Origin of the sequence: Hymenobacter crusticola, from assembly GCF_002154225.1 — a bacterium.
GTDB classification, from domain to species: domain Bacteria; phylum Bacteroidota; class Bacteroidia; order Cytophagales; family Hymenobacteraceae; genus Hymenobacter; species Hymenobacter crusticola.
The window spans coordinates 758997-783625 of the sequence record NZ_MTSE01000001.1 but is presented as its reverse complement, the minus strand read 5'-3'; the positions used below and the strand labels follow the sequence as shown (position 1 = coordinate 783625).

Genomic DNA, 24629 nt, shown 5'->3' with positions numbered 1-24629 from the left:
CTGCTCGTGCAAGCGGGGCACCTCACCCCGCTAGAACATTCCTTTCTGATCGAATATTTCCCGTGCCAATTCCCACCCTTCTCCGCGCTGTTATGAGCAACCCCGCCCACCGTGGTGCCCAACATGGGCGCCGCGGCGTGCGCGGGGTTGCGAGCAGTGCCTTGCTAAGTACCTTGCTGTTAAGCCCTAGCCTAGGATACAGCCAAACGCCGGCCCTTACCTTCAACACCAACGTGGCGCGGCCAGCCACGCAGCTGCCCCCATTCAAGCTAGAGCAGCCTGACAAGCAGCTCAGCCCCTTTACGGGCATGACGCGCAAGCACTGGCAAGATGCGGCCCAGTACCTGCTCAGTGGAGCGTTCAGCTACATTCATAAGCTAGATGACCCCATGCAGTTTCCGAAGCAGCCGGGCAAGAGCTATCCGCGCAACGAAGGGCAGGTGCCGACCGAAAAGCTGGAAGGTCTGTGCCGGACGCTGTTCATGGCCGCGCCCCTGCTGAAGGAAAATCCAGGCCTCACGCTCAACGGCATCAAAGTAGCCGACTACTACCGCCACCAGCTCGGTCGGCTAGTCGACCCCAGCAGCGACACCTACATCAAGCCCCGCGCGGCCAACGGCGGACCTAGCCAAAATCTGGTAGAGTTCGGGGGCTTGTCGGTGGCGCTGTTTGCGGCGCCCGAAATCTTGTGGGACCCGCTGCCTGAGGCCACCAAGAAAACCCTGGCGGCCACCATGCTCAGCTACGGCGACGGCCCCACGGTGCCCCAAAACTGGCGCTATTTCAACATCTTCATTCTAAGCTTCTTCAAGAGTCGGGGCTACCAGGTAAACGAGAAGCTGATGGAGGAATACTTGCAAAAGCAGCTCACCCACTACCGCGGCGAAGGCTGGTACCACGACGGCCCCGCTTACGACTACTACAGCATGTGGGCCTTCGAAATGTACGGCCGCCTCTGGACGGAGTACTACGGCCGCGAGCATTACCCGCAAGTGGCCCAACAGCTTACCACCAACTTCGCCCCGCTCAAGGACAACTACCCTTATATGTTTGGGCGCGACGGCAGCATGATCATGTGGGGGCGCAGCATTGCGTACCGGTTTGCGGCCGTGGTGCCGTTTCCGCTCATGGGCTTTCAGCCGGAGCCGGGCACCAACTTCGGCTGGATGCGGCGCATTGCCTCGGGCGCCATGCTCCAATTTTTGCAGAGCCCTGATTTCTTGCAGGATAACATCCCAACCCTAGGTTTCTACGGTCCCTTCGACCCGGCGGTGCAGTCGTACAGCTGCCGGGGCAGCGTGTTCTGGCTGGCCAAGGCCTTCCTAGGGTTGTTGGTGCCGGCTAACAGCCCCTTCTGGACGGCCACCGAAAACGAAGGTGCTTGGGCCACCAAAGAGCTAGCCCCGGGCACGGTGTTCAACAAGTACGAGCCCGGCTCTAATATCCTCATCACCGACTACCCCAATAGCGGCGCGGCCGAAATTCGGGCGTGGTGCCACGTGCCCATCATCGGGGCGGGCGAGCCATTCCGCGGCAGCGAAAACTACAACCGCCTGAGCTACAACAGCGCCTTTCCGTGGCAAGCCGACGGCCCCAACGGCGAGGTAGCCATGAACTACGTGTTCAAAAACGTGAAAAGCGAGTGGGAAGCCCTGCGCCTTTTCACCTTCAAGCGTTTCGAGGACGGTGTGTATTACCGCGACGCGCAGCTGGAAACCGACAAAAACATCCGCCTGAGCCTAGCCGACGTGCCGCTGCCCAATGGCATCCTGCGCGTGGATAAGTACACGGGTACTGTGGGTACCTTCGTGCGCCTAGGTCATTATGCCCTGCCGCAGCTTGGCAATCAGCCTATTAAACACGAAACGCGCAAAGTGCGCGGCCGCCAAGTGCACCTTATCAGCAACGGTGCTTACCAGCTAGCCTTGGTGCCGCTTAGCGGCTGGGAAAAGGTGGAAACCGTAGCGGCGCAGGGCTTGCACCCCGTCAGCAACAACAGCACCGTGCTCGACGCTACGGCCATCGTGGCCGACGGCAAGCCACCTATTTATGCCACGCTCATGCTCTGGAAAAAAGCCGGCGAAAAGTGGACCGACAACGAGCTAGTGCTCGTGAAGAAGCTAGCTTATTCCGCCCAGAACAACAACGTGCAGGTCGACTTCGCCGATGGCGGCAAGAAAACCGTGCAATTCAATTAAAACTACGTTTGCCTTGACAAACCGCGAAAATCGCGGCACCGACAGCAGCCTTTACGCGTGGATCGAAACTTTAGGGGAGTGCGGCCCGCGCGTGCTGAAAAACAAAGGTTGCTGAACGGCTAGCTCACCGGGAGTGGGAACCTAACGAGCTAGCCTCGGTGCCGCGTACGCGGTGTACATTGCAGACTTACACAACGATATGCGTCCATTTGTTTTTGCTGTGCTGCTGAGCAGCGCCTGGCCCGCGGCCTGCCTCGCCCAAACCGCCACCATCGATACGACCAAAGCGCCGGCTACTGTGTTGCCGGGCGTGTATGCCGACCCCCACATCGCGGCCTTCGGCAAGAACTTCTACCTCTACCCCACCACCGACGGCATTGAGGGCTGGGGGGCCACGTCGTTCACGGCCTGGTCGTCGCCCGATCTGGTGCACTGGAAAAATGAAGGCGTCATCTTGGACCTGCCCCGCGACCTAGCTTGGGCCAAAGCCCGCGCCTGGGCTCCGGCTATGGCTACCAAAAACGGCAAGTACTACTATTACTACTCGGCTGACACCAACATCGGGGTAGCCGTGGCCGACAAACCCACCGGGCCGTTCAAAGACCCGCTAGGTAAGCCCCTGGTGCCCAAAGGCCAGTTCAAGGGCCAAGCCATTGACCCCATGACGTTTGTCGACGACGATGGCACGGCTTACCTCTACTGGGGGCAGGGCCAGTGCCACGTGGTCAAGCTCAACCCCGACATGGTCTCGTATGACGTGGCCGCGGTTATCGAGTTCAAGCCGCCGGGTTACAACGAAGGCTCGTTCGTGTTTAAGCGCCAGGGCAAGTACTACCTGATGTGGAGCGAATACGACACCCGCGACCCACGCTACTCCGTAGCCTACGCCACGGCCAGCTCCCCCCTAGGTCCGTTCACGAAGGCTTCTGCCAATCCCGTGCTGCACGGCCAGGGCGTGGTGAAGGGTGCCGGCCACCACTCGGTGGTGCAAGTGCCCGGCACCGACGAATGGTTTATTGCTTACCACCGCTTCAAGATTCCGGGCGGCAACGGCTACAACCGCGAAACGTGTATCTCGCCCATGCGCTTCGACGCGCAAGGCAACATCTTGCCAGTCAACGTTTTTGAGCCGGTGAAGCCTACTAAGATCAAAAAAGCAGCTCCCGCTCGTCCATAATTCGTCGACCCACCTTGCTGGCTTGCCACTGGCAGCCGCAACCTAGGTCTAGTAACCCAAGACGCGTGCGGAGATGATAGCGGCAAAACAATGACCCGATAAGATGATAAACAGGAAAGCTAATTGGTTGGTAATAGGCAGCTTTCTGCTGCTGTCCGTTGCTGTACAGGCGCAGGAAGCTAGGTTACCGGTCATTCGCCGGAATGTGCCGCTGGACTCCATTCAGCTGAGCGACCCATTTATTCTGGCCGATCAGAAAACCCACCAGTATTATATGACCGGCACGGGTGGTCTGCTCTGGAAAAGCCCGGACATGAAGCGCTGGGAAGGCCCTTATTCGGTAGCACAGCCCGACCCAAACTCCTGGATGGGCCCCAAGCCGATGATCTGGGCCGCTGAGATTCACCCGTACCGCGGCAAATACTACTATTTCGGTACGTTCACCAACCGGGCCGTCAAGATTGATACCGTGCAGGGCAACGCCATCGAGCGCCGGGCCTGCCACGTGCTGGTCAGTGACCAACCGACGGGCCCCTACGTGCCCATGCAAGATGCTACTTACCTGCCCGCCAATAAACCCACCCTCGACGCCACGCTGTGGGTGGATAAGGACGGCAAACCTTACCTCGTGTATTGCTACGAGTGGCTACAAAACCTGAACGGCACCATCGAGAAGATTGCGCTGAAGCCCGACCTGAGCGGCACGGTGGGCGAAGGCAAGCTACTGTTCCGCGCCAGCGACTCGCCCTGGAGCCGTGAGAAGGACAAAAACGGTCAAGACCGCCCCAATAAAGTCACCGACGGCCCCTACCTGTTCCGCACCAAAACGGGCCGCCTCGGCATGATCTGGACTAGCTGGATCTACGACGTGTACACGCAAGGCGTAGCCTACTCCACCAGCGGCACCCTCGATGGCCCCTGGGTGCAGGAAAAAGACCCCATCACCCCGCCCAACTACGGCCACGGCATGCTGTTCCGAGACCTAAACGGCAAGCTGCTCATGGCCGCGCACAGCCACCAAGATATACAGGGCCGCTACCACCGCGTGCCCCACCTGTTCGAGGTTGACGTAACGGGCAATAAGCTGGTGCTAGGCAAGCCCTACCGGCCCTAGCTTTTAGCGGCGGATCATGGCAACGCCTTCTTGAACAAGTAGAGACGCGACACTTCGCGTCTCAGCGTTGAACGATTCAACCTAGAATGACCTAGGTAAACAACATCCGCAACGAGGAGACGCGAAGTGTCGCGTCTCTACATTGTGCCAGCGTCTGCAACGAAGCGAGCATGACAGACGATACTCTTAGCTCATTTCATGAAAAGCATCCGATACCTCCTACACGCCGCCCTAGCTTTCGCCTTATTGAGTGCGGGTTGCACCACTTCAAAAACCAACCTAGGTAAAAACAACCTACCCAAGCCGCAGGAGGTGCTGGCTATTATTACCAAGGTAAATGACCACTGGCAAGCCACTAACGCGCCCCAGCAGCGGGCGTTTTGGGATGTGGCCGCTTACCACACCGGCAACATGGCGGCGTATGCCGTCACCAAAAACGAGAAGTACCGCCAGTACTCCGAAACCTGGGCGGAGCACAACCAGTGGAAAGGCGCCAAATCAGACGACAAGGCCGAGTGGAAGTACAAGTACGGGGAGAAGGACGACTATGTGCTGTTCGGCGACTGGCAGATCTGCTTCCAAACCTACGTCGACCTCTACAACCTGAAGCCAGAGCCTCAGCGTATTGCGCGGGCCAAAGAGGTGATGGAGTACGAAATGAGCACCAATCAAAACGACTACTGGTGGTGGGCCGATGGCCTCTACATGGTGATGCCGGTGATGACCAAGCTGCACAAAGTAACCGGCAACCCGCTGTACCTCACGAAGCTGTACGAATACTTCAGCTACGCCAACAGCATCATGTACGACCCCGAAACCGGTCTTTACTACCGCGACGCCAAGTACGTGTACCCGCAGCACAAGTCGACGAACGGCCAGAAGGACTTTTGGGCGCGCGGCGACGGGTGGGTGTTTGCCGGCCTGGCCAAAGTGCTCCAAGACCTTCCCCCGAACGATGCCCACCGCGCCGAGTACCTAGCCAAGTACCGCGGCCTAGCCGCCGCCCTTCAAAAAGCCCAGCAAGCCGACGGGTACTGGACGCGCAGCTTGCTGGACCCGCAGCACGCTCCCGGCCCCGAAACCAGCGGCACCGCCTTCAACACCTTCGCCTACCTGTGGGGCATCAACAGCGGCGTGCTGGACGCAAAAGAGTACCTGCCCACAGCCCTGAAAGGCTGGCAGTACCTCACCACCACTGCCCTCCAGCCCGACGGCGCCGTCGGCTACGTGCAGCCCATCGGCGAGAAAGCCATTCCCGGCCAGGTAGTCGATAAAAACTCTACCTCGAACTTCGGCGTGGGCGCTTTCCTGCTGGCATCCAGCGAGATGTACCGCTACACCAGCAAACGCTAGCAACGGCTTGCCAGTAAAAATTTCAGGCTAGCCTATGGAAAACGAGAAAGCTAGGCATCTACTGCAATAGCGGTAGGTGCCTAGCTTTTGTCATTTCCTCTGAACTCAAGGCTAGCTTATATCGGAGCCTGTGAACAGTTATCTAAATACGACGCTTGGAGCCTTAAAATGAGGGTCATGCTGAGCTTGCCGAAGCATCTCTCCCGCTCCGTTGCAAGGCTACAGTGCGAGTGTGAGTCCGCTCCGTAGCCCAGGGTTTAAACCCTGGGCTATTGAACGATCATCCCAAAATGAGCAACGAAGCGAGAGAGATGCTTCGGCAAGCTCAGCATAACGTTTCTTTAGATTTTTGTTCACGCATCCTAGATACCGCATTGATTTTCACCTATTAACAGGAGTGTTTTATGCGCGTTATCTACAAGATCCTCTTAGCTGTACTTGTGTTGGCGGCCACCGCAGTTAGCAGCTATGCCCAGCGCCGACAGGCCTTTGTTATCAACCAAAGCGCCTCTACAGAAAAGCCGATCCTATTTTACTACACGGATATTCTGGCTCACCACAAGGAGAAGTACGTGAGGCCCGGCGACACGCTCCGCATTGTTTTTGACGAACACTCCTTCGATCAGATCCGCCTCCGGATTGCGCACCGCAGCGACCGGATTACAGAGCCGAAACCGGCACTGCTGCTCTGGCCCGGCGACGTAGTATCTGTCCGGCAGGAGGAAGCCACGAACACGTACAGCTTTTCGGGTAAGTATGCGGCCGAGTTGAAGTTCTACGAACGCCTTTGGCACAATGCCATCAGCCTAGAGCCCTGGAATTTTGTGCACCTAGGTTTCGCGCAGGATATGCCGCGGACTTTTGCCGAATTTATGTGCCTGTGGCAGGATGAGCGGCAACGCACCGATGGACTGCTGGCCGAGCTGCGCACCACACCCGACGTGCGGCCAATGGTCGTGCAGGCGATTACCCGCGAGCTGCGCCTCCAAACGTTGCTTTTCTTGCTGCGGGGCAATAGCTACCAGGAGCTGTATTATGCCACAACGGCCGGCATACCTAACTCACTGCGGCAGTACAAAGCACCGGGCGCCGTCAAGACCTTCCCAGTCGCGTACCAGGATTCGGTGCTGGCGCAGTTCCGGCGGCTGCGCTACGTACAGTCGTTGCCGTTGACCGTTTCAGAGAATAGGGTTTACGCAGCCCTCGGTTTCACGGTGTACCTAGCTCTGGCTCAGGGCAAACCGGCCACCTTTGGCGCGCAGTACGCCTTGATCAAGCGCCAGTACATAGGCAACCAAAAAGAATGGGCCGCTTTCTGGCTCTTAGACGATGCCAAAGCCATACGCCGGCCCCAGCCCCACTTGCTCAAAGATTACCGCACCTGGATGATGCCGGAGAGCCGCTTCGTGCGCCGCCTCACCAACCAGGACAAGCAGACCCTGATCATGCCCGACCAGCAGTTTGCCCGCACCGACACGCTCATCAGCACCACCGGGCAGAAGATTACCCTCGCCCAACTGTTGGCCGAGCACCGTGGCAAGGTCATCTACCTCGATTTTTGGGCGAGCTGGTGCGCGCCTTGCATCATGGAAATGCCTGCTTCGGCGGCGCTCCGGCAGTACTACCACGGCAAGGAAGTGGTCTTCCTCTACCTTTCCATCGACGACGACCACCAGGACTGGCAGCGCACCACGGCGCAGTACCTGCCCAAAACGGCGCCGCACTACCGCTTCACCAGCCACAAAACCGCGCAGTTCCTGAAGCGCTTTGCCGTGACGAGTATTCCGCGCTACATCCTGCTGGATAAGTATGGCATCATGCGCTACGCCGAAGCCCCCCGCCCCGACGACCCCGACCTCAAAACGTACGTGACAACCTACCTAGGTCGGTAGCAAAGCATAAGAGAATAGCTGTTCCCTAGCTCGGCACCCAAGCACAAATGCATTTTCCGCTTATAGCACAGTAGCCAAGCATCCATCTCGTTAGGCAGTCATTTCGACCAGCGGGAGAAATCTCGCAGGCAGCACTAACTTCTAATCACCAAATTCACAGCCTAACGACAGCATGCGAGATTTCTCCCGCTGGTCGAAATGACGTGCTTTTTGTGGAGCGTCCGGTTATTCAAGTTCGTTACGTCGGCCTCCTTTCGTGCTAGTCGCGTGCGTTTTATCTTTTCCTTGGGGCAGCAACCTTGGTTCAAGACCTAGGTCCTTAGCCGACGAATACGCACCTGCCATTCTCTGAAAATGTCCCCCATGCGGGCACACAGGGTTAAGTAGTATTGCATACTACAAGGTGGTGCCATTTTGCCCGCCTGCTTCTGCCGTTATCTTATCCACCCCATGGCACATTCCCGTTTTCTGGCCGCGGCCTTGCTCCTCGTCGGCAACCTAGCCAGCGCCCAAACCACCCCAAACGAGTGGGAGAACCCGCGCGTTGTTGACGAGCACAAGGAAAAGCCGCGCGCGAGCTTTATGGTGTATGAGCAAGCGGCGCAGGCCAAAGCCAACGACTACGCCCGCTCGCCCTATTACCAGTCGCTGAACGGCACCTGGAAGTTCCACTACGTAGACCGCCCCGCCGACCGGCCCACCGATTTCTTCCAACCTAGCTTCGACGATAAATCGTGGAAGTCGCTGCCGGTGCCTTCCAACTGGGAGTTGCAGGGGTTCGGCATTCCGATTTACACCAACATTGCCTACCCATTTCCCAAGAATGCCCCCTTCATTGATGGGCGCTACAACCCAGTGGGCAGCTACCGCCGCTCGTTTACGGTGCCCGCGGGCTGGAACGGCCGCGAGGTGCTGCTGCACTTCGGCTCGATTTCGGGCTACGCGGTGGTGTATGTGAATGGGCAGCGCGTGGGCATGAGCAAGGCGGCTAAGTCGCCGGCCGAGTTCGACATCACGCAGTACCTGAAAGCCGGCGACAACCAGCTGGCCGTGCAGATATTCCGCTGGCACGACGGCAGTTACCTCGAAGACCAGGACTTCTGGCGCCTCTCCGGCATTGAGCGCAACGTGTACCTGACCAGCTTGCCCAAGCAAACCTTCTGGGACTTCTTCCTTAAAGGCGACCTAGACCCGAGCTACAAAAACGGCGTTTTCAGCGCCGACGTAACCCTGCGCAACTTTGCCACGGCACCCGCCGCCGCAACCAGCGTAACGGTAGAAGTGCAGGACGCCAGCGGCAAAACGGTACTGCGCCAGCAGCGGCCGGTAGCCAACCTAGGTGCCGCCACCACCCAAATCCTGACGCTGAACGGCACCATCAAGAACGTGCGGCGGTGGAGCGCCGAGCAACCCAACCTCTACCAGTGCTTGCTCACCCTGACCGACGCGCAGGGCAAACCGCTGGCCGTGACGAGCTCCAAGATTGGCTTCCGCAAAGTGGAAATCAAGAAGGCCCAGCTTTTGGTGAACGGCGTGGCGGTGGAAGTGCACGGCACGAACCGGCACGAGCACGACGACGTGCTGGGCCACGTGCCGAGCGAGGCCACCATGCGCAAGGATATTGAGCTTATGAAGCAGTTCAATATCAATGCCGTACGCACGAGCCACTACCCCAACGACGAGCGTTGGTACGAGCTCTGCGACGAGTATGGGCTGTACTTGGTGGATGAAGCCAACATCGAAACGCACGGCATGGGCGCCAGTTTGCAGGGTTGGTTCGACCAGAGCAAGCACCCGGCGTACTTGCCCGAGTGGGCGCCCGCCCACCTCGACCGCATCGAACGCCTCCTGGAGCGCGACAAAAACCACCCGTCTGTCATCATCTGGAGCATGGGCAACGAGTGCGGCAACGGCCCCGTGTTTCACGACGCCTACAAGTGGCTGAAGCAGCGCGACCCCAGCCGGCCGGTGCAGTTTGAGCAAGCCGGCGAAGACGTGGACACCGACATTGTGTGCCCCATGTACCCGCGTATGGGCTCGATGAAGCGCTACGCGGAAGCCACCGACAAAACCCGCCCCTACATCATGTGCGAGTACTCGCACGCCATGGGCAACAGCAACGGCAACTTCAAGGAATACTGGGACTTAATCCGCAGCAAGCCCCACATGCAGGGCGGCTTTATTTGGGATTGGCTGGATCAGGGCCTGAAAACCAAGGACGACAACGGCCGCACCTTCTGGGCCTACGGCGGCGACCTAGGTGGCTTCTACCTGCAAAACGACGAGAACGGCAGCGCCGACGGCCTAGTGTCCTCCGACCACACCCCCGACCCCGGCCTGTACGAAGTCAAAAAAGGCTACCAGGATATTCGCTTCAGCGCTGCCCAACCCGGCACCGGCCGCCTAACCGTGCTAAACGGCTTTGCCTTCAACACGCTGGATAACTACACGTTCCGGTGGCAATTGCTGAAAAACGGCACCGTGGTAAAGGAAGCGCCGTTCACCGTGAAGCTAGGGCCGCAGCAGCAGAAGGAAGTGAAGCTGCCCCTGCCCACCCTAGCCGCAGCGCCCGGCACCGAATACGTACTGAACGTGTTTGCTCAAACCAAAACCGCGGCGCCCATGGTGCCCGCCGGCCACGAAGTAGCGCGAGAGCAATTCCTGCTTAGCCAGGGCAACGGCTATTTCACGCCACCAACGGCCACTGCTAACAGCTTGCAGATCAAGCGCGAAGGCGACAAGCTGACCTTCACGGCCGGCGACGTGAGCGGGGAGTTCAACACGGCCCAAGGTCGCCTGAGCAACTACCGCCTACTCAACAACCAGATTATCAACCAGTACCCCGAGCCGTACTTCTGGCGGGCCCCCACCGACAACGACTTTGGCAACAACATGCCCCAAAACCTAGGGGTGTGGCGCACGGCGCACGCCAGCCGCAAGGTGCAGCGCGTGAACGTGGGCGAGCAAACCGCCAACGGCCTGCCTATCACGGTTGAGTACCTGCTCACCGACATCAGCGTGCCCTACACCGTGACGTACCTCATCGGGCCCGACGGCGCGGTGCAAGTAACGGCCGCCATCGACATGACGAGTCACGACTTGCCGGAGCTACCTAGGTTTGGGATGCGCCTAGATCTGCCGGGGCGCTACGACCAGCTGCGTTACTACGGTCGGGGCCCCTGGGAAAACTACAGCGACCGGAACCTAGCCTCCTTCCTCGGCACGTACCAAGATTCGGTGAGCGGGCAGTTCACGCGCGGCTACATTCGGCCCCAGGAAAACGGCTACCACACCGACGTGCGCTGGTTGTCGCTCACCAATAGCACCGGCCAGGGCCTACGGGTAGAAGGAGCGCAGCCGCTCGGTTTCAGTGCCTTACACGTGCGCGCCGAAGACCTCGACCCCGGCCTGACCAAGAAGCAGCAGCACCCCACCGACATTCGGATGCGTCACAACGTGACCCTGCAAGTGGACCTGAAGCAGCGCGGCGTGGGCGGCGACGACAGCTGGGGCGCCCTCCCCCACGACCAGTACCGCCTGCTCGACAAGAAGTACAGCTACAGCTACACCCTGCGGTTGGTGGGCGACAAGCAGCCGCAAACCGTAGGCTCAACAACGGGACAGTAAGGATTAAAGCCTTTCTTTGGGGCACACCCGAAGAAAGGCTTTTTACTATAGCTGAATGATGAACTATTCCCTGATTTCGAAGGCATTACTGGGTCTGGCGCTAGGCTGCTGCATTAGCCAACTCAGTAGGGCCCAGCGTATGCCCGTTGAGCCGCTTACGCCGGTGCAGCCGCACTTGCAGCTCCCTCAACCTAGCCCTAGCCTGGAGCATTCCGACTGGAAATCAGGTGTGCAACTTCCTGCTAGTACGACGACCCAGCCAGCTTCTCCTTCCTCTGGCGTGGCGCAGGTAACTATTGCGCGGCCCCAGCCGCTTTATCTCTTAGAGGGTGAGCTTATCATTGCGCCTGATTTCTCAGGCATTCAGCCCAATGACATCGAAAAATTGATGGTGTACAGAGGCAAGGATGCCCCGCGACAGTGGCGTAACTTGGCCACGAACGGCATTATCGATATCACGCTCAAGCAAAAGAAGAAGCTAAAGAGCCGCTCGCTCGCAGACCTAGGAAAAGAACTAGGCCTATCAGGCCCAATCACTTACAAGCTGAATGACATGCCGGTAGCAGACCCTAGCTTGCGCATCGCTGTGGAGGCTATCGGGGAAACCAAGGTAACGCGGACCGATGCGGTCGGCGGCACCACCGTGGTGGCTATTAGCGTCAGGCTGCCCAAACCGAGCCCGCCGCACCCACCTGGAACTATTATGCTACGGGGGATGGCCCTCAACTAGCCTTTCAAACGACTACTGGTTCGCGGCTGTGCCGAGGAGCCTAGGCCGCTCTTGCGTTATCATAAACTCATCCCACCCTTTCTGAGCTAGCGAATGGAGACACAAGTAGTGGCCGAATCCCAAACGACGGCGCTGGGTACCAAACCACATTACGCCATTCTTGATGGCCTCCGGGGCGTTGCGGCGCTCACGGTGGTGATCTTTCACCTCTGCGAGGCGCACGCCACCAGCCACCTCGACCAGCTTATCAACCACGGCTACCTAGCCGTCGACTTCTTCTTTCTGCTGTCCGGCTTTGTAATCGGCTACGCCTATGACGACCGCTGGCACAAGCTGACCGTGAAGGACTTCTTCAAGGCCCGGCTCGTTCGGTTGCAGCCGATGGTGGTGCTCGGTATGATCGTCGGGGCGGTGTGCTTCTACTTTCAGGATTCGGCGTTGTGGCCCACCATCCACGAGGTGCCGGTCTGGAAGATGCTGCTGGTGATGGCCATTGGGTTTACCTTGATTCCGGTTCCTATCTCGATGGACATTCGGGGCTGGCAGGAAATGCACCCGCTCGACGGGCCCGGCTGGTCGTTATTCTTCGAGTACATCGCCAACATTCTGTATGCGCTCGGCGTCCGGAAGTTCTCCAACACGGCGCTTTCAGTGCTGGTCGTACTGGCCGGCGCCGCTCTTATCCACTACGCCGTAACCAGCGCCACGGGCGACGTTATCGGTGGTTGGTCGCTGGATGCCACTCAGTTGCGCATCGGCTTTACCCGCATGATGTTTCCGTTTTTTGCTGGCCTGCTGCTTTCCCGCGTAGCCACCCTAGGCTACGTGAAGAACGCTTTTTTGTGGTGCAGCCTACTATTGCTCTTGGTGTTGGCTTTCCCCCGCGTAGGTGGTGCTGAGAACTTGTGGCTGAATGGCTTGTACGATTCGCTGAGTATCATCCTAGCTTTCCCCCTAATTGTTTGGATGGGAGCTAGCGGAAAGATAGCCGGCGCGGGCGCCGCCCGCCTTTGCAAGTTCTTCGGCGACATTTCGTACCCCATCTACATCACGCACTACCCACTTATTTACATCTACACGGGCTGGGTAAGCAACCATAAAACGCCGCTTCAGCAGGCATGGCCCGTGGCTTTGCTCACGTTTGTGGCCGCCGTGGTGCTGGCCTACGTCTGCCTGAAGTTCTACGATGAACCCATTCGGCGATGGCTGAAACGGAAGGTGCTCGCCAAGCCATAATCCTACGTCAGCCCCTGCGTCTCTCTGCGAAATCCTCTGCGTACCTCTGCGGGAACCCGCTATTAAACCATCATGCTAAAGTATTCCTCCTGTCTACTGGGCCTATTAGTCGGCGGCCTTCTTCTCACCGAACCCGCTCACGCCCAAACGCCGGTGGGCCTAGGTTGGGCGAAGAATAACGTCAACGGGGCCGTGTTTCGTAAGAACTCAGTGGTGACGCACCAGAAGGAGCAGTACACGGCGTACTACGACTCCACGGGCTACGTGGTGCTGGCCAAGCGGCACTTGCCGGCCGGGGCGTGGCAGGTGCAACGCACGCAGTATCAAGGCCATGTAAAGGACGCCCACAACGTCATTAGCCTGATGGTGGACGGGGCTGGCTACCTTCATCTGTCGTTTGACCACCACGGCAACCCGTTGCATTATTGCCGCAGCAAAGCGCCCGGCTCCTTGGAGCTAGGCCCGTTGCAGCCGATGGTGGGCGAGCGGGAGCAGAACGTGACCTACCCCGAGTTTCACCGCTTCCCGAACGGCGACCTGCTGTTTCTGTACCGCGACGGCAGCTCCGGCAACGGCAACCTCGTGCTGAATCGCTACAGCCCCAAAACGCACCAATGGACCCGTCTGCACGACGTGCTCATCGACGGGGAAGGCAAGCGCAATGCCTACTGGCAGGCGTGCATCGACCCGAAGGGCGCCATTCACGTGTCGTGGGTGTGGCGCGAGTCGCCGAACGTGGCCTCCAACCACGATATGGCCTACGCCCGCTCCCTTGATGGCGGCAAAACCTGGCAGAAAAGCACCGGTGAAACCTACCAGCTGCCCATCACGGAGAAGACGGCCGAGTATGCCGCCCGCATTCCGCAGAACAGTGAACTGATCAACCAAACGTCTATCACCACCGACGCGGCCGGCACGCCCTATATTGCCACGTACTGGCGGCCGCAAGGAACGCAAGTGCCGCAGTACCAGCTCATTTACCTCGACGGCAAGCAGTGGCGCACGGCGCAGGTGTCGCAGCGCACCACGCCCTTCAGCCTCAGCGGCGCCGGCACGAAGAAGATTCCCATTTCGCGGCCGCAACTGCTGGTTGCCACGACGAAAGGCAAAACGGGCGCCTACCTACTCTTTCGCGACGCCGAGCGCCAGGACCGCGCCTCAGTAGCGCAATGCGCTGACCTGAAGCAGAGTAAGTGGACCATGACGGACTTGACCACCACCACCGTCGGCAACTGGGAACCTAGCTACGACACGGAGCGCTGGAAGAACGAGGGCGTACTGAACCTCTTTGTGCAGCGCACCGGCCAAGGCGACGGCGAAACGCTGGAGAACCTAGCCCCGCAGCCCGTCTACATCTTAGAATGGAAACCAACGGCTAAACTCCAGCCTGCTACCGGTTTTGTGGCCCCGCTGGCGCCGGCTACCAACCTCAGCCGCCCGCCCGCCAACGCGCTGGCTTCCACGGCTCCGGTGCCCGCCGCTGATTGGAAGCTGGTGTGGGCCGATGAGTTTGACACCGACGGCCGGCCCGACCCGAAGAACTGGCAGTTTGAAAACGGCTTCGTGCGCAACCGCGAGCTGCAATGGTACCAGCCCGACAATGCCCGCTGCGAAAACGGCATGCTCGTGATAGAAGCGCGCAAAGAGCAGCGGCCCAACCCGAACTACCGAGCCGGCAGCACCAATTGGAAAACCAGCCGTCCCACCATCGACTACACCGCCGCCAGCCTGAACACCCGCGACCGGCACGCGTGGCAGTACGGCCGCTTCGAGATGCGCGGGCGTATCGATACCCGACCCGGTCTGTGGCCCGCCTTCTGGACCCTAGGTGTGGCTGGGCAGTGGCCTTCGAACGGCGAAATCGACATAATGGAGTTCTACAAAGGCAAGGTGCTGGCCAACGTGGCTTCGGGCACCGCCAAGCCTTACACGGCCAAGTGGCACAGCGAAACCAAGGCGCTAACCACCTTCGCCGACCCCGAGTGGAGCCAGAAATTCCACGTGTGGCGCATGGATTGGGACGCTGAAGCCATCCGCCTCTACCTCGACGATGAGCTGCTGAACGAAACGCCCTTGAGCCAAACCGTGAACCAGGACGGCACCGGCATCAACCCCATGAAGCAGCCGCACTACGTTCTGCTAAACCTAGCTCTGGGCGGCGACAACGGCGGGCCGTTGGGCAACACCACCTTCCCTAACCGCTACGAGGTCGACTATGTGCGCGTCTACCAGCGCCAGTAAGTCTAGGCACCTTGCTCAATGTGCCGAGCGCATGCCCATCTTCACGCTATCGGAGGGCAACACGCGCTTGCCACGCAGCAGGCCCCGGTCGTAGTGCTCGATACCTAGGTATTGGCCGGCGGGGTCGTAGACCTTCCACTCGCCAAACCAGTAAAAGTGGATCTGTTTGCCCTCATCGACGATGCGCGCTTGTCCGCGCCGCCACTTACGCCCGTTTGGGTGGTACTCTGTAACGGTCATGAGGCCGTAAGGATGATGCGCAAACCGCTCACTGCGCTCCAATACGCCAGTTGGCCCAAAGTAACGCCAATGACCCGCGTAGCGCCCATGCCGGTAGCGGCCGCGAGCTAGGTAGCGTTGTTCGGTAGCATCGTAATACGCTGGCCACGGTCCGTGCTGCCGTAATTGCTGATCGTAGCGCTGCTTCGACCAAAAGCCAATTGGGCCGTGGTTCTTGATGGTAGTGCACGCGCCAAGCAACAGCAGCAAAGCAAAATAGAATCCATAGCGGCTCATGCTTGTAAATATAACCCGTTGAGGCACTGCTCTCAACTTTCCGACAGCGTTACGAAAATCAACTTTGTGGCTTTCTGTAAACCGCGAAACGTGCTAGACGTTGAGGCTACCAACCTGGGTCAACGAGAACCGCCCAGCACGTACCGCTATCTAGTCTGCTAGTGCGGAAGCGCTGGGCGGCTTATGAATGGAAGTGGTAAAACAGCTATTGCTGAACGGGCGCAGTTACGGTAACACTGTCCGCTACATCGGGGGTGGGCGGACTCACCAGATGCGTCGCAATAATGCCTAAGCTCACGAGTAAGCCTAGAACCAATAGGCCCAAAAGGCCAAACGTTAACTTGTTGCTCGCAGCAGAAGGATCCTGCGCGGCAGAACGGCGTTTCCGGCGGGAAACGTAGGGGCGGGTTGAAGCAGATGGGTGTGCAGACATAGGGTGGGTATCAGGCAAATAGGACGCCAAATACACAAAATAAATTTCCTATGAGTTCCCGGCATTATCCAATAATACAGATAACTAAAGCATTCCTAAATGCGCACAATAATTTCTCTTTTTTGCCGTTTTATCTCGAATAGTCAGACCGTAACGGTTACTAGTCGAAATTCGAAAGCTAGCCTATTCGCTGTGGGAGCTCATTCGAAAGTACTACAAGGAGGACGCTTAAATAATACCCAGTAGCTCATCCATCAGCTCGCGCGAATTGCTGAGCCGGGGCACCTTGTGCTGCCCGCCTAGCTTACCTTTGCCCGCCAGCCACCGCTCGAAGGTACCCGTAGGTGCTATCGTAAGTAAAGGCGGCGCCAGGGCGATGTCGCGGTGGCGCTTGGCGTCATAGTCGGAGTTGAGGTGGCGCAACGTCTGATCGAGTACGGTGGTAAACGCGTCGGCGTCGCGGGGCGGCTGGTTGAACTCCACTACCCACTGGTGGCCGCCCCGCGAGCGGTCGGCAGCCTCGAAATAGATGGGCGCGGCGGTAAAGTCGCGCACCGTGGTGTGAGTCGCTTGGCACGCGGCAGCTACGGCGGCCTCCGCATTTTCTATCACGACTTCCTCACCGAAGGCATTGAGAAAATGTTTCGTACGGCCCGCAATGCGAATGCGGTAGGGAGCTAGGCTCGTGAAGCGGATGGTATCGCCGATTTTGTAACGCCACAGCCCGGCATTGGTGCTGATTACCAACGCGTATTTCTTATTCAACTCGACTTCTGCTAGCGTCAGCGTCTGCGGGTGCTCGGCGTCGAACTGATCGGCAGGGATGAACTCGTAATACACGCCGTGGTCGACCAGCAGCAGCAGGTCTTCCGACTCGGGCTGATCTTGCAGGGCAAAATAGCCTTCTGAGGCATTGTAGATTTCGAGGTAGCGCATGCGCTCATCAGGGATAAGCTGCCGAAACAGCTCCCGGTAGGGTCCGAACGCCACGGCTCCGTGCAGAAACAAGCGCAGATTAGGCCACACCTCCGTGATGTGTTCGGCACCGGCTAACTCCGTCACGCGGCGCAGCAGCACGATCATCCACGTGGGTACGCCGGCCAAGATGGTTACATCCACGTGCAGCACGTGGCGGGCAATGCGTTCAATTTTCTCCTCCCACTCGTCCAGCAGTGCTAGCTCTAGCGGGGGCGTGCGGATAAACTCGGCCCATGCAGGCAGGTTCTGCATAATAAGAGCCGACACGTCGCCTGCACGGGAGTCGGCATCGTGCGGACGGAAGGGGTTGGGTCCGTGCGTACCTCCCAACGATAACGTTTTGCCACTTAGAATACGAGACTCGGGAAACAGGTGCGTGGCCAAGGCCGTCATGTCGCGCCCGGCGCGGTAGTGACACTCGTGCAACGCTTCCCGCGTGACGGGGATATACTTGCTGCGGGCGTTGGTAGTACCCGACGATTTGGAGAACCACTGCACCTTGCCGGGCCACAGCACGTCGGCCTCGCCGCGCAACACCCGCTCGATATGGGGATACAGCTCTTCGTAGGTGGCACAAGGTACGCGCTGAGCAAACTCGCTGGCACTTAAGCCTTCCGCGTAGCCGTAGCGCCGTCCCCACTCGGTTGCCTGAGCCGTATGCAGCAACGAGCGCAGTACCGCCGCTTGCGCCTCATGTGGGTGGTCACGGAACTGGTCGATGTCACTCAACCGCCGCTGTGCGGCCCAGCTCAGTACTTCATTTATCATTGATCCGTTGTCATTGATCCGTTGCCATTGACCCATTATCAGCTGTTCACCACCTAGGTCAGCTCGGATAACGGTCAGTTGGTCAATGTTAACTAATTGCTGGTTTTGCTCGCTTTAGCTCGAAATTCTTTCCTAGGTATACGCGGCGCACCACTTCGTCAGCGGCTAGCTCTTCGGCCGTCCCGGCTTTCAGAAGCTTGCCTTCAAACAGCAGATAGGCCCGATCGACGATGCTGAGCGTGGAGTTTACGTCGTGGTCGGTGATGAGGATACCGATGTTTTTGTGCTTGAGCTTGGCCACAATGCCCTGAATTTCTTCCGTAGCGATGGGGTCAACGCCGGCGAAGGGCTCATCCAAGAGCACAAATTTGGGGTCGACGGCCAGGGCGCGGGCAATTTCGGTGCGGCGCCGCTCGCCCCCGCTCAACACCCGACCTAGGTTCTTGCGCACGTGCGTAAGGCTGAACTCGTGCAGTAGCTCCTCCACTTTGTCGAGTTGCGCCTTTTTAGGCAAATCGGTCATTTGCAGCACCGCCAAGATGTTCTCCTCCACGGTCAGGTCGCGAAATACAGAGGCTTCTTGGGCGAGGTAGCCCACACCGCGCTTCGCCCGTTGATAAATAGGTAGGCGAGTAACCTCCTCGTTATCAAGGAAGATGCGACCGGCATTGGGCTTCACCATGCCCACCATCATGTAGAAGCAGGTGGTTTTGCCGGCTCCGTTCGGTCCCAGCAACCCCACGATTTCGCCCTGCTCCACCGTCACCGACATGTCGTTGACTACGGTGCGCGCTTTGTATTTTTTGATCAGGTGTTCGGCTCTCAGAATCATTATGCCGGTAAAGGTAAGCGGTGGAAAGGGAGTTGGATGCAGGCTTGTGTGGCAGACCAGTGGAAGCTAGGTACGTTCAATCTCCTAACGTGTTCTACGGCTGTTTTGTACGTCTGTCCCTAGCTTATTCACAGCTGCAGACGATTCTTAGCAAAGTCGCCTTTCTATGTACAGCTTTGCTGATTATCGTGCTGCCACTGGTGAGCTAGCAGGCACTATGCTTTTGACGGCAGTTCTCCCGTGTAGGAAAGCTAGGTCTTCCTAGCTCGGGGTCCAATTAGCCGCCGCGTCGAAGGCTCCGGAAAACGTTGGAGCGGCAGCTACGTTACAACTAGCTCACCCATCTTCTCTCCTATGGCGACTACATCTCCTGTTTTCAACCTCTGGACTTCGCGCATGCTCAGTGTATTACGCATTGCCGCGGGCTTCCTGTTTATGCAGCATGGCATGCAGAAGCTGTTCAACTTTCCGCCCGGTGGCCACGGTTCCGTGCAGCTGTTCTCGATAATGGGGCTGGCGGGCATCCTAGAATTTGCCGGCGGGCTGCTACTGATCTTTGGCCTGTTTACGCGGCCAGTGGCCTTCATCCTCTCGGGGCTGATGGCAGTGGCTTACTTTATGGCCCATGCGCCACAAGGCCCACTACCTATCGTCAATCAAGGCGAGCTAGCGGTGCTGTACTGCTTTCTTTTTCTGTTTTTAGCAGTAGCCGGCGCTGGCGAGTGGAGCCTCGATTCCTGGCGCCAACGCTTGCAAGCTAGGCGGTAGCTAGCTCTTTGAATAGCGATAAGCAACAGGGGAGGATAATGAGCCTTTTACGGGTGTTAAGCTACTGTTACGACAACGCGAAAGTGTTGAGGACGGCGCTATTTTAGGTTGTTCTTTCACTTCATCCCTTCGCTCTATTTATGTTGTTGAAGCAGCTATTGCTACCCAATGCCCTACTAATATTACCCCTAACCCTGTCAGCCCAAACGGTAACTGACCCCACTCGAGCTACCGCCGCCCGCGACTCGCTCTTCAACCAAGCCACGCAGGTTCGGCAGCAAGTTGAGCAGAAAAGCACTCAGCCGCCCACCAAAGCGCCTCGAAATGGTGCTTATCGCATCATTGTAAAAGGATACTATGTTCCGAGTGCAGGCACAAAAGGTAGTTCAACCCTCGCTTGGAAGCATACGATTATCTACCGCTACGGGGGAACACGCCTTGAGCTTTACACGGCTTATTCGGACAAAGGAAAAGTTCTGCTGCAAGAGCGGCGAAACAATGGAGAGCTTACTTGGCTCAAGGTGCAGAACTATCAAACGCCTGCCCTCACGAGTGTGTCCTTTCCTACCTGGCGTTCTAGTGGCTCTTACGCCGCTAAAAACTACGTGTGGTGGAACGGACAAAGCTACTTATTAACTAGCCGCCTAGTTAAGCCCTAAGCGCCTAAATTTTTGGGAAACACTTGCTTGCGATGTAAAAGATAAAACACGCTCTAAGTGTACGCTAGGTCGCCCGGAACCTAGCTTGAGTGACTTTATTACTATCACCAACGAGAAGGCATAGGTTCCGCGTGGAGCCTAGGCCTTCTCATGAGTAGCATCTTGGCTACGCTTCTACAAGCGAATATCTTTCAGCCGCAGTTGCAGGGACTTCACGCCGCGGTACTCGTTCATATCCACGGTGTAGCACATGCTGAACGGGAATCCTTTGGCAATGGGCTCATAATAATCGGCTAGGCCAAATCCAATGGCGTCAACCGTATGGCGACCGTCTTGGGTAACAACCAGCTTCAGGTGCGAATTGCCTACCACCCGTACGGAATCTGGGACGGCGTACACCGAGCCCGACTCAAAGACTGGATTGGGGTTGCCAGGGCCGAAAGGCTCCATCTGACAAAGCACCCGATAGAAGCTATTCGTTACTTCGCTTAAGTGCAAGACCCCGTCGATTTCAACGGGTGGAATCAGCTGTTCCGGCCGGATACGACCGGCCACAATGCGTTCAAACCTTTCCTGGAAGGCCGGTACATTCTCCACCGGCATAGTTAAGCCAGCGGCGTACATGTGGCCGCCGTACTGATCGAGCAAGTCGGCGCATTCGCCAATTGCCTCGTGCACATCGAAGCCGATAACTGAACGAGCCGAGCCAGTAGCTTTGCCGTTGCTTTCGGTCAGAATGATGGTAGGGCGGTAGTACTTATCGATGCAGCGCGAAGCCACGATGCCTACTACGCCTTTGTGCCAGTCCTGCTTGAAGAGCACTGTAGAGCTTGCATTACGAAGCGCAATGCTGTCTTCAATCATTTGCAGCGCTTCCTTGGTGATGCTTGTATCGAAGCCGCGCCGTTCGGTGTTCGTTTTGTCGACGACGCCCGCTTTCTGAATGGCGTCTTCTTTGGTCGCCGCCAGCAGCATTGCTACCGAGCGTTTTGCGTCGCCCATGCGGCCAGCCGCGTTGATGCGGGGCGCAAAGCCAAATACCAGACTACTAATGTTCAGCGTGCCATTGTGCAGGCCTGCTAGCTCATGCAGGGCATCTAGGCCCGGTCGCATCGGCCGGCTTTGGTCGTTGAGCAGGCGCAAGCCATGATACGCTAGAATGCGGTTTTCGCCGAAGATGGGCACGATGTCGGCCGCAATGCTCACCACCAGCAAATCGAGCAGGTTGTGCAGCGGCTCCTCATCGAAGCCTTGGCTTTGGCTGAAGGCCTGCATAAGCTTGAAGCCTACGCCGCAGCCCGATAAGTTCTTATCCGGATACGGGCAGTCGGCACGCTTGGGATCTAGCACGGCAACGGCAGCCGGAATTTCCTCGCCGGGCAAGTGGTGGTCGCAGATGATAAAGTCGACTCCCCGCTCGTTGGCATACACCACTTTCTCCACAGCCTTTACCCCGCAGTCGAGCGCGATAATCAACTGAAAACCATGCTCCACGGCGTACTCAATGCCCGCCTCTGAAACACCGTAGCCTTCCTGGTATCGGTCGGGAATGTAGTAGTCGATGCGCTCGGCCCCGAAGAATGGGCACAAGTAAGCATACACGAGTGCTACCGAGGTAGTACCATCCACATCATAGTCACCAAACACGAGTACTTTCTCCCCGCTGTGCAAGGCCCGCTCCAGACGGCTTACCGCGCGGTCCATATCGCGCATCAGCATAGGGTCGGGTAGCTCGTCGAGGCTAGGTCGGAAGTAGGCCCTAGCTTCCTCAAAGGAGCATACGCCGCGTTGGCACAGCAACGAAATAATGGCTTCGTTGATACGCAATGTATCGGCTAGATGCCGAACCTGCGTCGGGTCGGGCGCGGGCTTGCGTATCCATCGTTTTTCCATGCGGGGCTGGTACTTAATCAGGGCGTTATCTTCAAAAGTAAGAAGAAAACGGCAGTAGGCCATTCCTAGTCTCTCGACTACTCAGCAAAACCCTACTTTTGAGCGCCGTTTGTTTTGCCTCTTCCCATGAAAAAGCTTCGCACGTTTTACCAGCAATACCAGCAGTACATCCTCTCCGACGGCTTGATGTACCTAGCCTTCATCGTCTTTACCGCGCTGCTTTTCGCGTTTTTTAGTTGAGCATAAACAGGCATCGTGGCGCGTTCACCGTCGATGCTGCTCGAAGAGGGGAGCCTCTTTCTCAACCAGCAAGTCAACGGCAAACGCATCGGGAAGCGTTTTACTGATTCACGGCATCGCCGCGCAGCTTACGGAAGCGCTTGCGAGCCTCAGCGGTGTAGATGCTACCGGGGTACTTCACCAGCACTTGGTTATAGACTTCTTTGGCTTTCTCTCGGTCCTGTAGATTTTCCTCCAGAATACTAGCGGAGAGGAAGAGCGCGTCGTCGCTGAGTACGTCGTATTTTGGGTTGGCGGTGATGCTCTGCAGCGTGTTGAGCGCTCCTTGGTAGTCCCCCGTCCGGCGCTGCAACTGCGCTTTCAGGTACCAAGCATCGTCCGTGAGCGCATGGCCGGGGTATTTCCGCAGCAGGTTGTCGAGGCCTTGTACCGCCTGCGGAATCTTGTTTTGGAAGACGAGCTGTTCTACCTCGGCATAATCGTGCAGGGCAATGCCGGCGGTATCCATGGCCGTGTTATCAGTGATGAACAGCGAAAGCTGCATGGCATCGTTGGCAATTTCGCGGCTGGTCGCCAGCTTCAAGATATCGAGGTGGCTTTGGGCTAGCTTGAAATCACCTGCGAAGTAGCTGAGGCGTGCATTACGCAGCTTGGCCTCGTAGCCCACCGGGGAGTCCTTGTGCGATTTCTCTACCTGCGAGTAAAGCAGCGTGGCCTCCCATGGTTCGTCGCGCAACAGGTAAATGTCAGCTAGGTTGATTTTGGCTTCATCTACCACCTCAGCGTTAGCGCGGGGCATATTGATGACTTCTTGCAGCAGGGTAATGGCCTTGTCTTTCTCGTCGAGCTGAAAGGCGTAGAGCGTGGCCATGTTGCGCAGTACCGGGGCCGTATCGGGCATCTTTCCTAGCTCCGTCAGCACTTGCTGGTACTCTCCTATCAAGCTCCGAATCTTGGCTGGGTCCACAGGATACGTAGTGCGAACCTGCTCCTCGCGGGCTTGCACTAGCCGCTGGCGGGCAATGCCGTAAAAGGGCCCGGCGCGGTATTCCCGAATCACATACTCGTAACCGGCAATGGCGCTTTCGTAGTCCTTGTTGCGCTGAGCAATGGAGGCCAAGTCCATCACCCGGCCGCCTTCAGCGCGGCTGCGCCGGTCCAGGGCCTTGGCTTGCACCAGGGCGCCGGTGAAATCGTGGCGCTGCATCTGAAGCCACAGCAGCAGCTCGCTGTACACGATTTGCTCCGGGTACTTCTGCACGTTGGCAAGCAGTTGTTTTTCCAGCGCATCAAAGTCCTTTTCCTCGTGCAAGCTGTTCTGGAGCATGTTGCGCACGAAGGGCAGCTGCTGGCTATCATCCTGCACGAGGCGCAGGGTTTCGGCCAAAAGCTTATCAGTTTGCTGGGTTTGGGTGTAGAGCTGAATCAGTTGGGGGCCGTATTCCCGGTCATTCTTGGCTAGCAACCGGCCACGCAGGTAGGCTTTCTCCGTCCAATCGAGCTGCTCACGCTTGGCAAACTCCACCGCTACGGGCACCACCTGCTCAGTCGACAGCTGATTTAGCACCCGCTCATATTGCTTGGTAGCAGCGTTTTTGTCGCCAGCTGCGTTGTACACGCCCCCAAGGGCTACGCCATAGCTAGCTTCTTGTGGCCGCTGACGAATAGCTTTCTTTACCAGCTTTTCGGCGTCTTTGTACTCATGCAAGGCCTGGAGGGCACTTAGGTAATCGGGCAGGATGTTGGGCGCCGTTTGCTCATCGCTACGCAAGCGCCCAAAGAGAAAGGCGGCTTTTTCATTTTCTCCTTTCCGCACGTACTCTTTCGCCAGCGCTACGTTGCCGCCCCGCTCCTCGTCCTGGGCGTGCGAGGGTGTTCCTATCAATATAAAACCTAGGGCTAAAAGACCGCAGCACTGTTTAGCAGAAGAGACTAATCGGATCATACGCGTAGGAAGGCTTAGAACGGAGAAGA

The 24629-nt window shown here is 57.9% G+C and carries 17 protein-coding genes and 1 pseudogene; 12 read left to right on the top strand and 6 right to left on the bottom strand.

Going from position 1 to position 24629, the window contains the following annotated elements; genetic code table 11:
- The first annotated feature begins 92 nt into the window (after positions 1-92).
- From BXP70_RS03190 to BXP70_RS30475, 10 genes and pseudogenes are all read left to right on the top strand, one after another.
- Positions 93-2198, top strand: coding sequence for a DUF2264 domain-containing protein (locus BXP70_RS03190; protein ID WP_086592536.1), 2106 nt, complete (start codon positions 93-95; stop codon positions 2196-2198).
- A 199-nt stretch (positions 2199-2397) separates the two neighbouring features.
- Positions 2398-3375, top strand: coding sequence for a family 43 glycosylhydrolase (locus tag BXP70_RS03185; protein ID WP_086592609.1), 978 nt, complete (start codon positions 2398-2400; stop codon positions 3373-3375).
- Positions 3376-3478: 103 nt separating this feature from the next.
- Positions 3479-4489 (top strand): glycoside hydrolase family 43 protein, encoded by a 1011-nt coding sequence (locus tag BXP70_RS03180; protein ID WP_086592535.1) that lies wholly within the window; start codon positions 3479-3481, stop codon positions 4487-4489.
- A gap of 198 nt (positions 4490-4687) precedes the next feature.
- Positions 4688-5842, top strand: coding sequence for a glycoside hydrolase family 88/105 protein (locus BXP70_RS03175; RefSeq protein WP_086592534.1), 1155 nt, complete (start codon positions 4688-4690; stop codon positions 5840-5842).
- Between the two features lie 404 nt (positions 5843-6246).
- The gene (locus BXP70_RS03170) at positions 6247-7734 is read left to right on the top strand and encodes a TlpA family protein disulfide reductase (RefSeq protein WP_086592533.1); all 1488 of its coding nucleotides are present in this window, start codon (positions 6247-6249) and stop codon (positions 7732-7734) included.
- Positions 7735-8184: 450 nt separating this feature from the next.
- Positions 8185-11361, top strand: a complete 3177-nt coding sequence (locus BXP70_RS03165; RefSeq protein WP_086592532.1) for a glycoside hydrolase family 2 TIM barrel-domain containing protein — start codon at positions 8185-8187, stop codon at positions 11359-11361.
- Between the two features lie 55 nt (positions 11362-11416).
- Positions 11417-12091 carry a hypothetical protein gene (locus tag BXP70_RS03160; protein WP_143436355.1) on the top strand — a complete coding sequence of 225 codons (675 nt, stop codon included), beginning with the start codon at positions 11417-11419 and terminating at the stop codon, positions 12089-12091.
- A 93-nt stretch (positions 12092-12184) separates the two neighbouring features.
- The gene (locus BXP70_RS03155) at positions 12185-13327 is read left to right on the top strand and encodes an acyltransferase family protein (RefSeq protein ID WP_086592530.1); all 1143 of its coding nucleotides are present in this window, start codon (positions 12185-12187) and stop codon (positions 13325-13327) included.
- A gap of 72 nt (positions 13328-13399) precedes the next feature.
- A pseudogene (locus tag BXP70_RS30480) lies at positions 13400-14335 on the top strand (BNR repeat-containing protein); the annotation flags it as partial.
- 444 nt (positions 14336-14779) lie between these two features.
- Positions 14780-15568, top strand: a complete 789-nt coding sequence (locus BXP70_RS30475; RefSeq protein ID WP_245849480.1) for a glycoside hydrolase family 16 protein — start codon at positions 14780-14782, stop codon at positions 15566-15568.
- A 15-nt stretch (positions 15569-15583) separates the two neighbouring features.
- On the opposite strand, the gene BXP70_RS03140 is transcribed toward BXP70_RS30475, so the two are convergent.
- The 4 genes from BXP70_RS03140 to lptB form a co-directional block, all read right to left on the bottom strand.
- Entirely contained in the window at positions 15584-16084 is a 501-nt protein-coding gene (locus BXP70_RS03140; RefSeq protein ID WP_086592529.1) for a toxin-antitoxin system YwqK family antitoxin, read from the bottom strand.
- 205 nt (positions 16085-16289) lie between these two features.
- Positions 16290-16517 carry a hypothetical protein gene (locus tag BXP70_RS29340; RefSeq protein ID WP_143436354.1) on the bottom strand — a complete coding sequence of 76 codons (228 nt, stop codon included), beginning with the start codon at positions 16515-16517 and terminating at the stop codon, positions 16290-16292.
- A 228-nt stretch (positions 16518-16745) separates the two neighbouring features.
- The gene (locus BXP70_RS03135; protein WP_086592528.1) at positions 16746-18263 is read right to left on the bottom strand and encodes a GH3 auxin-responsive promoter family protein; all 1518 of its coding nucleotides are present in this window, start codon (positions 18261-18263) and stop codon (positions 16746-16748) included.
- A gap of 88 nt (positions 18264-18351) precedes the next feature.
- Positions 18352-19095, bottom strand: a complete 744-nt coding sequence (gene lptB, locus BXP70_RS03130) for an LPS export ABC transporter ATP-binding protein (RefSeq protein ID WP_086592527.1) — start codon at positions 19093-19095, stop codon at positions 18352-18354.
- A 354-nt stretch (positions 19096-19449) separates the two neighbouring features.
- Here lptB and BXP70_RS03125 point away from each other — a divergent pair, with 354 nt between their 5' ends.
- Together BXP70_RS03125 and BXP70_RS03120 are read left to right on the top strand one after the other, a co-directional pair.
- The gene (locus tag BXP70_RS03125; RefSeq protein WP_086592526.1) at positions 19450-19863 is read left to right on the top strand and encodes a DoxX family protein; all 414 of its coding nucleotides are present in this window, start codon (positions 19450-19452) and stop codon (positions 19861-19863) included.
- Between the two features lie 140 nt (positions 19864-20003).
- Positions 20004-20522 carry a hypothetical protein gene (locus BXP70_RS03120; RefSeq protein ID WP_086592525.1) on the top strand — a complete coding sequence of 173 codons (519 nt, stop codon included), beginning with the start codon at positions 20004-20006 and terminating at the stop codon, positions 20520-20522.
- 174 nt (positions 20523-20696) lie between these two features.
- Here the strand turns inward: BXP70_RS03120 and recJ are convergent, their stop codons facing one another.
- Both recJ and BXP70_RS03110 read right to left on the bottom strand, forming a co-directional pair.
- The gene (gene recJ, locus BXP70_RS03115) at positions 20697-22415 is read right to left on the bottom strand and encodes a single-stranded-DNA-specific exonuclease RecJ (protein WP_086592607.1); all 1719 of its coding nucleotides are present in this window, start codon (positions 22413-22415) and stop codon (positions 20697-20699) included.
- A gap of 340 nt (positions 22416-22755) precedes the next feature.
- On the bottom strand, positions 22756-24600 hold the full coding sequence (locus tag BXP70_RS03110; RefSeq protein WP_086592524.1) for a tetratricopeptide repeat protein: 1845 nt from the start codon (positions 24598-24600) through the stop codon (positions 22756-22758).
- Positions 24601-24629: the final 29 nt, after the last annotated feature.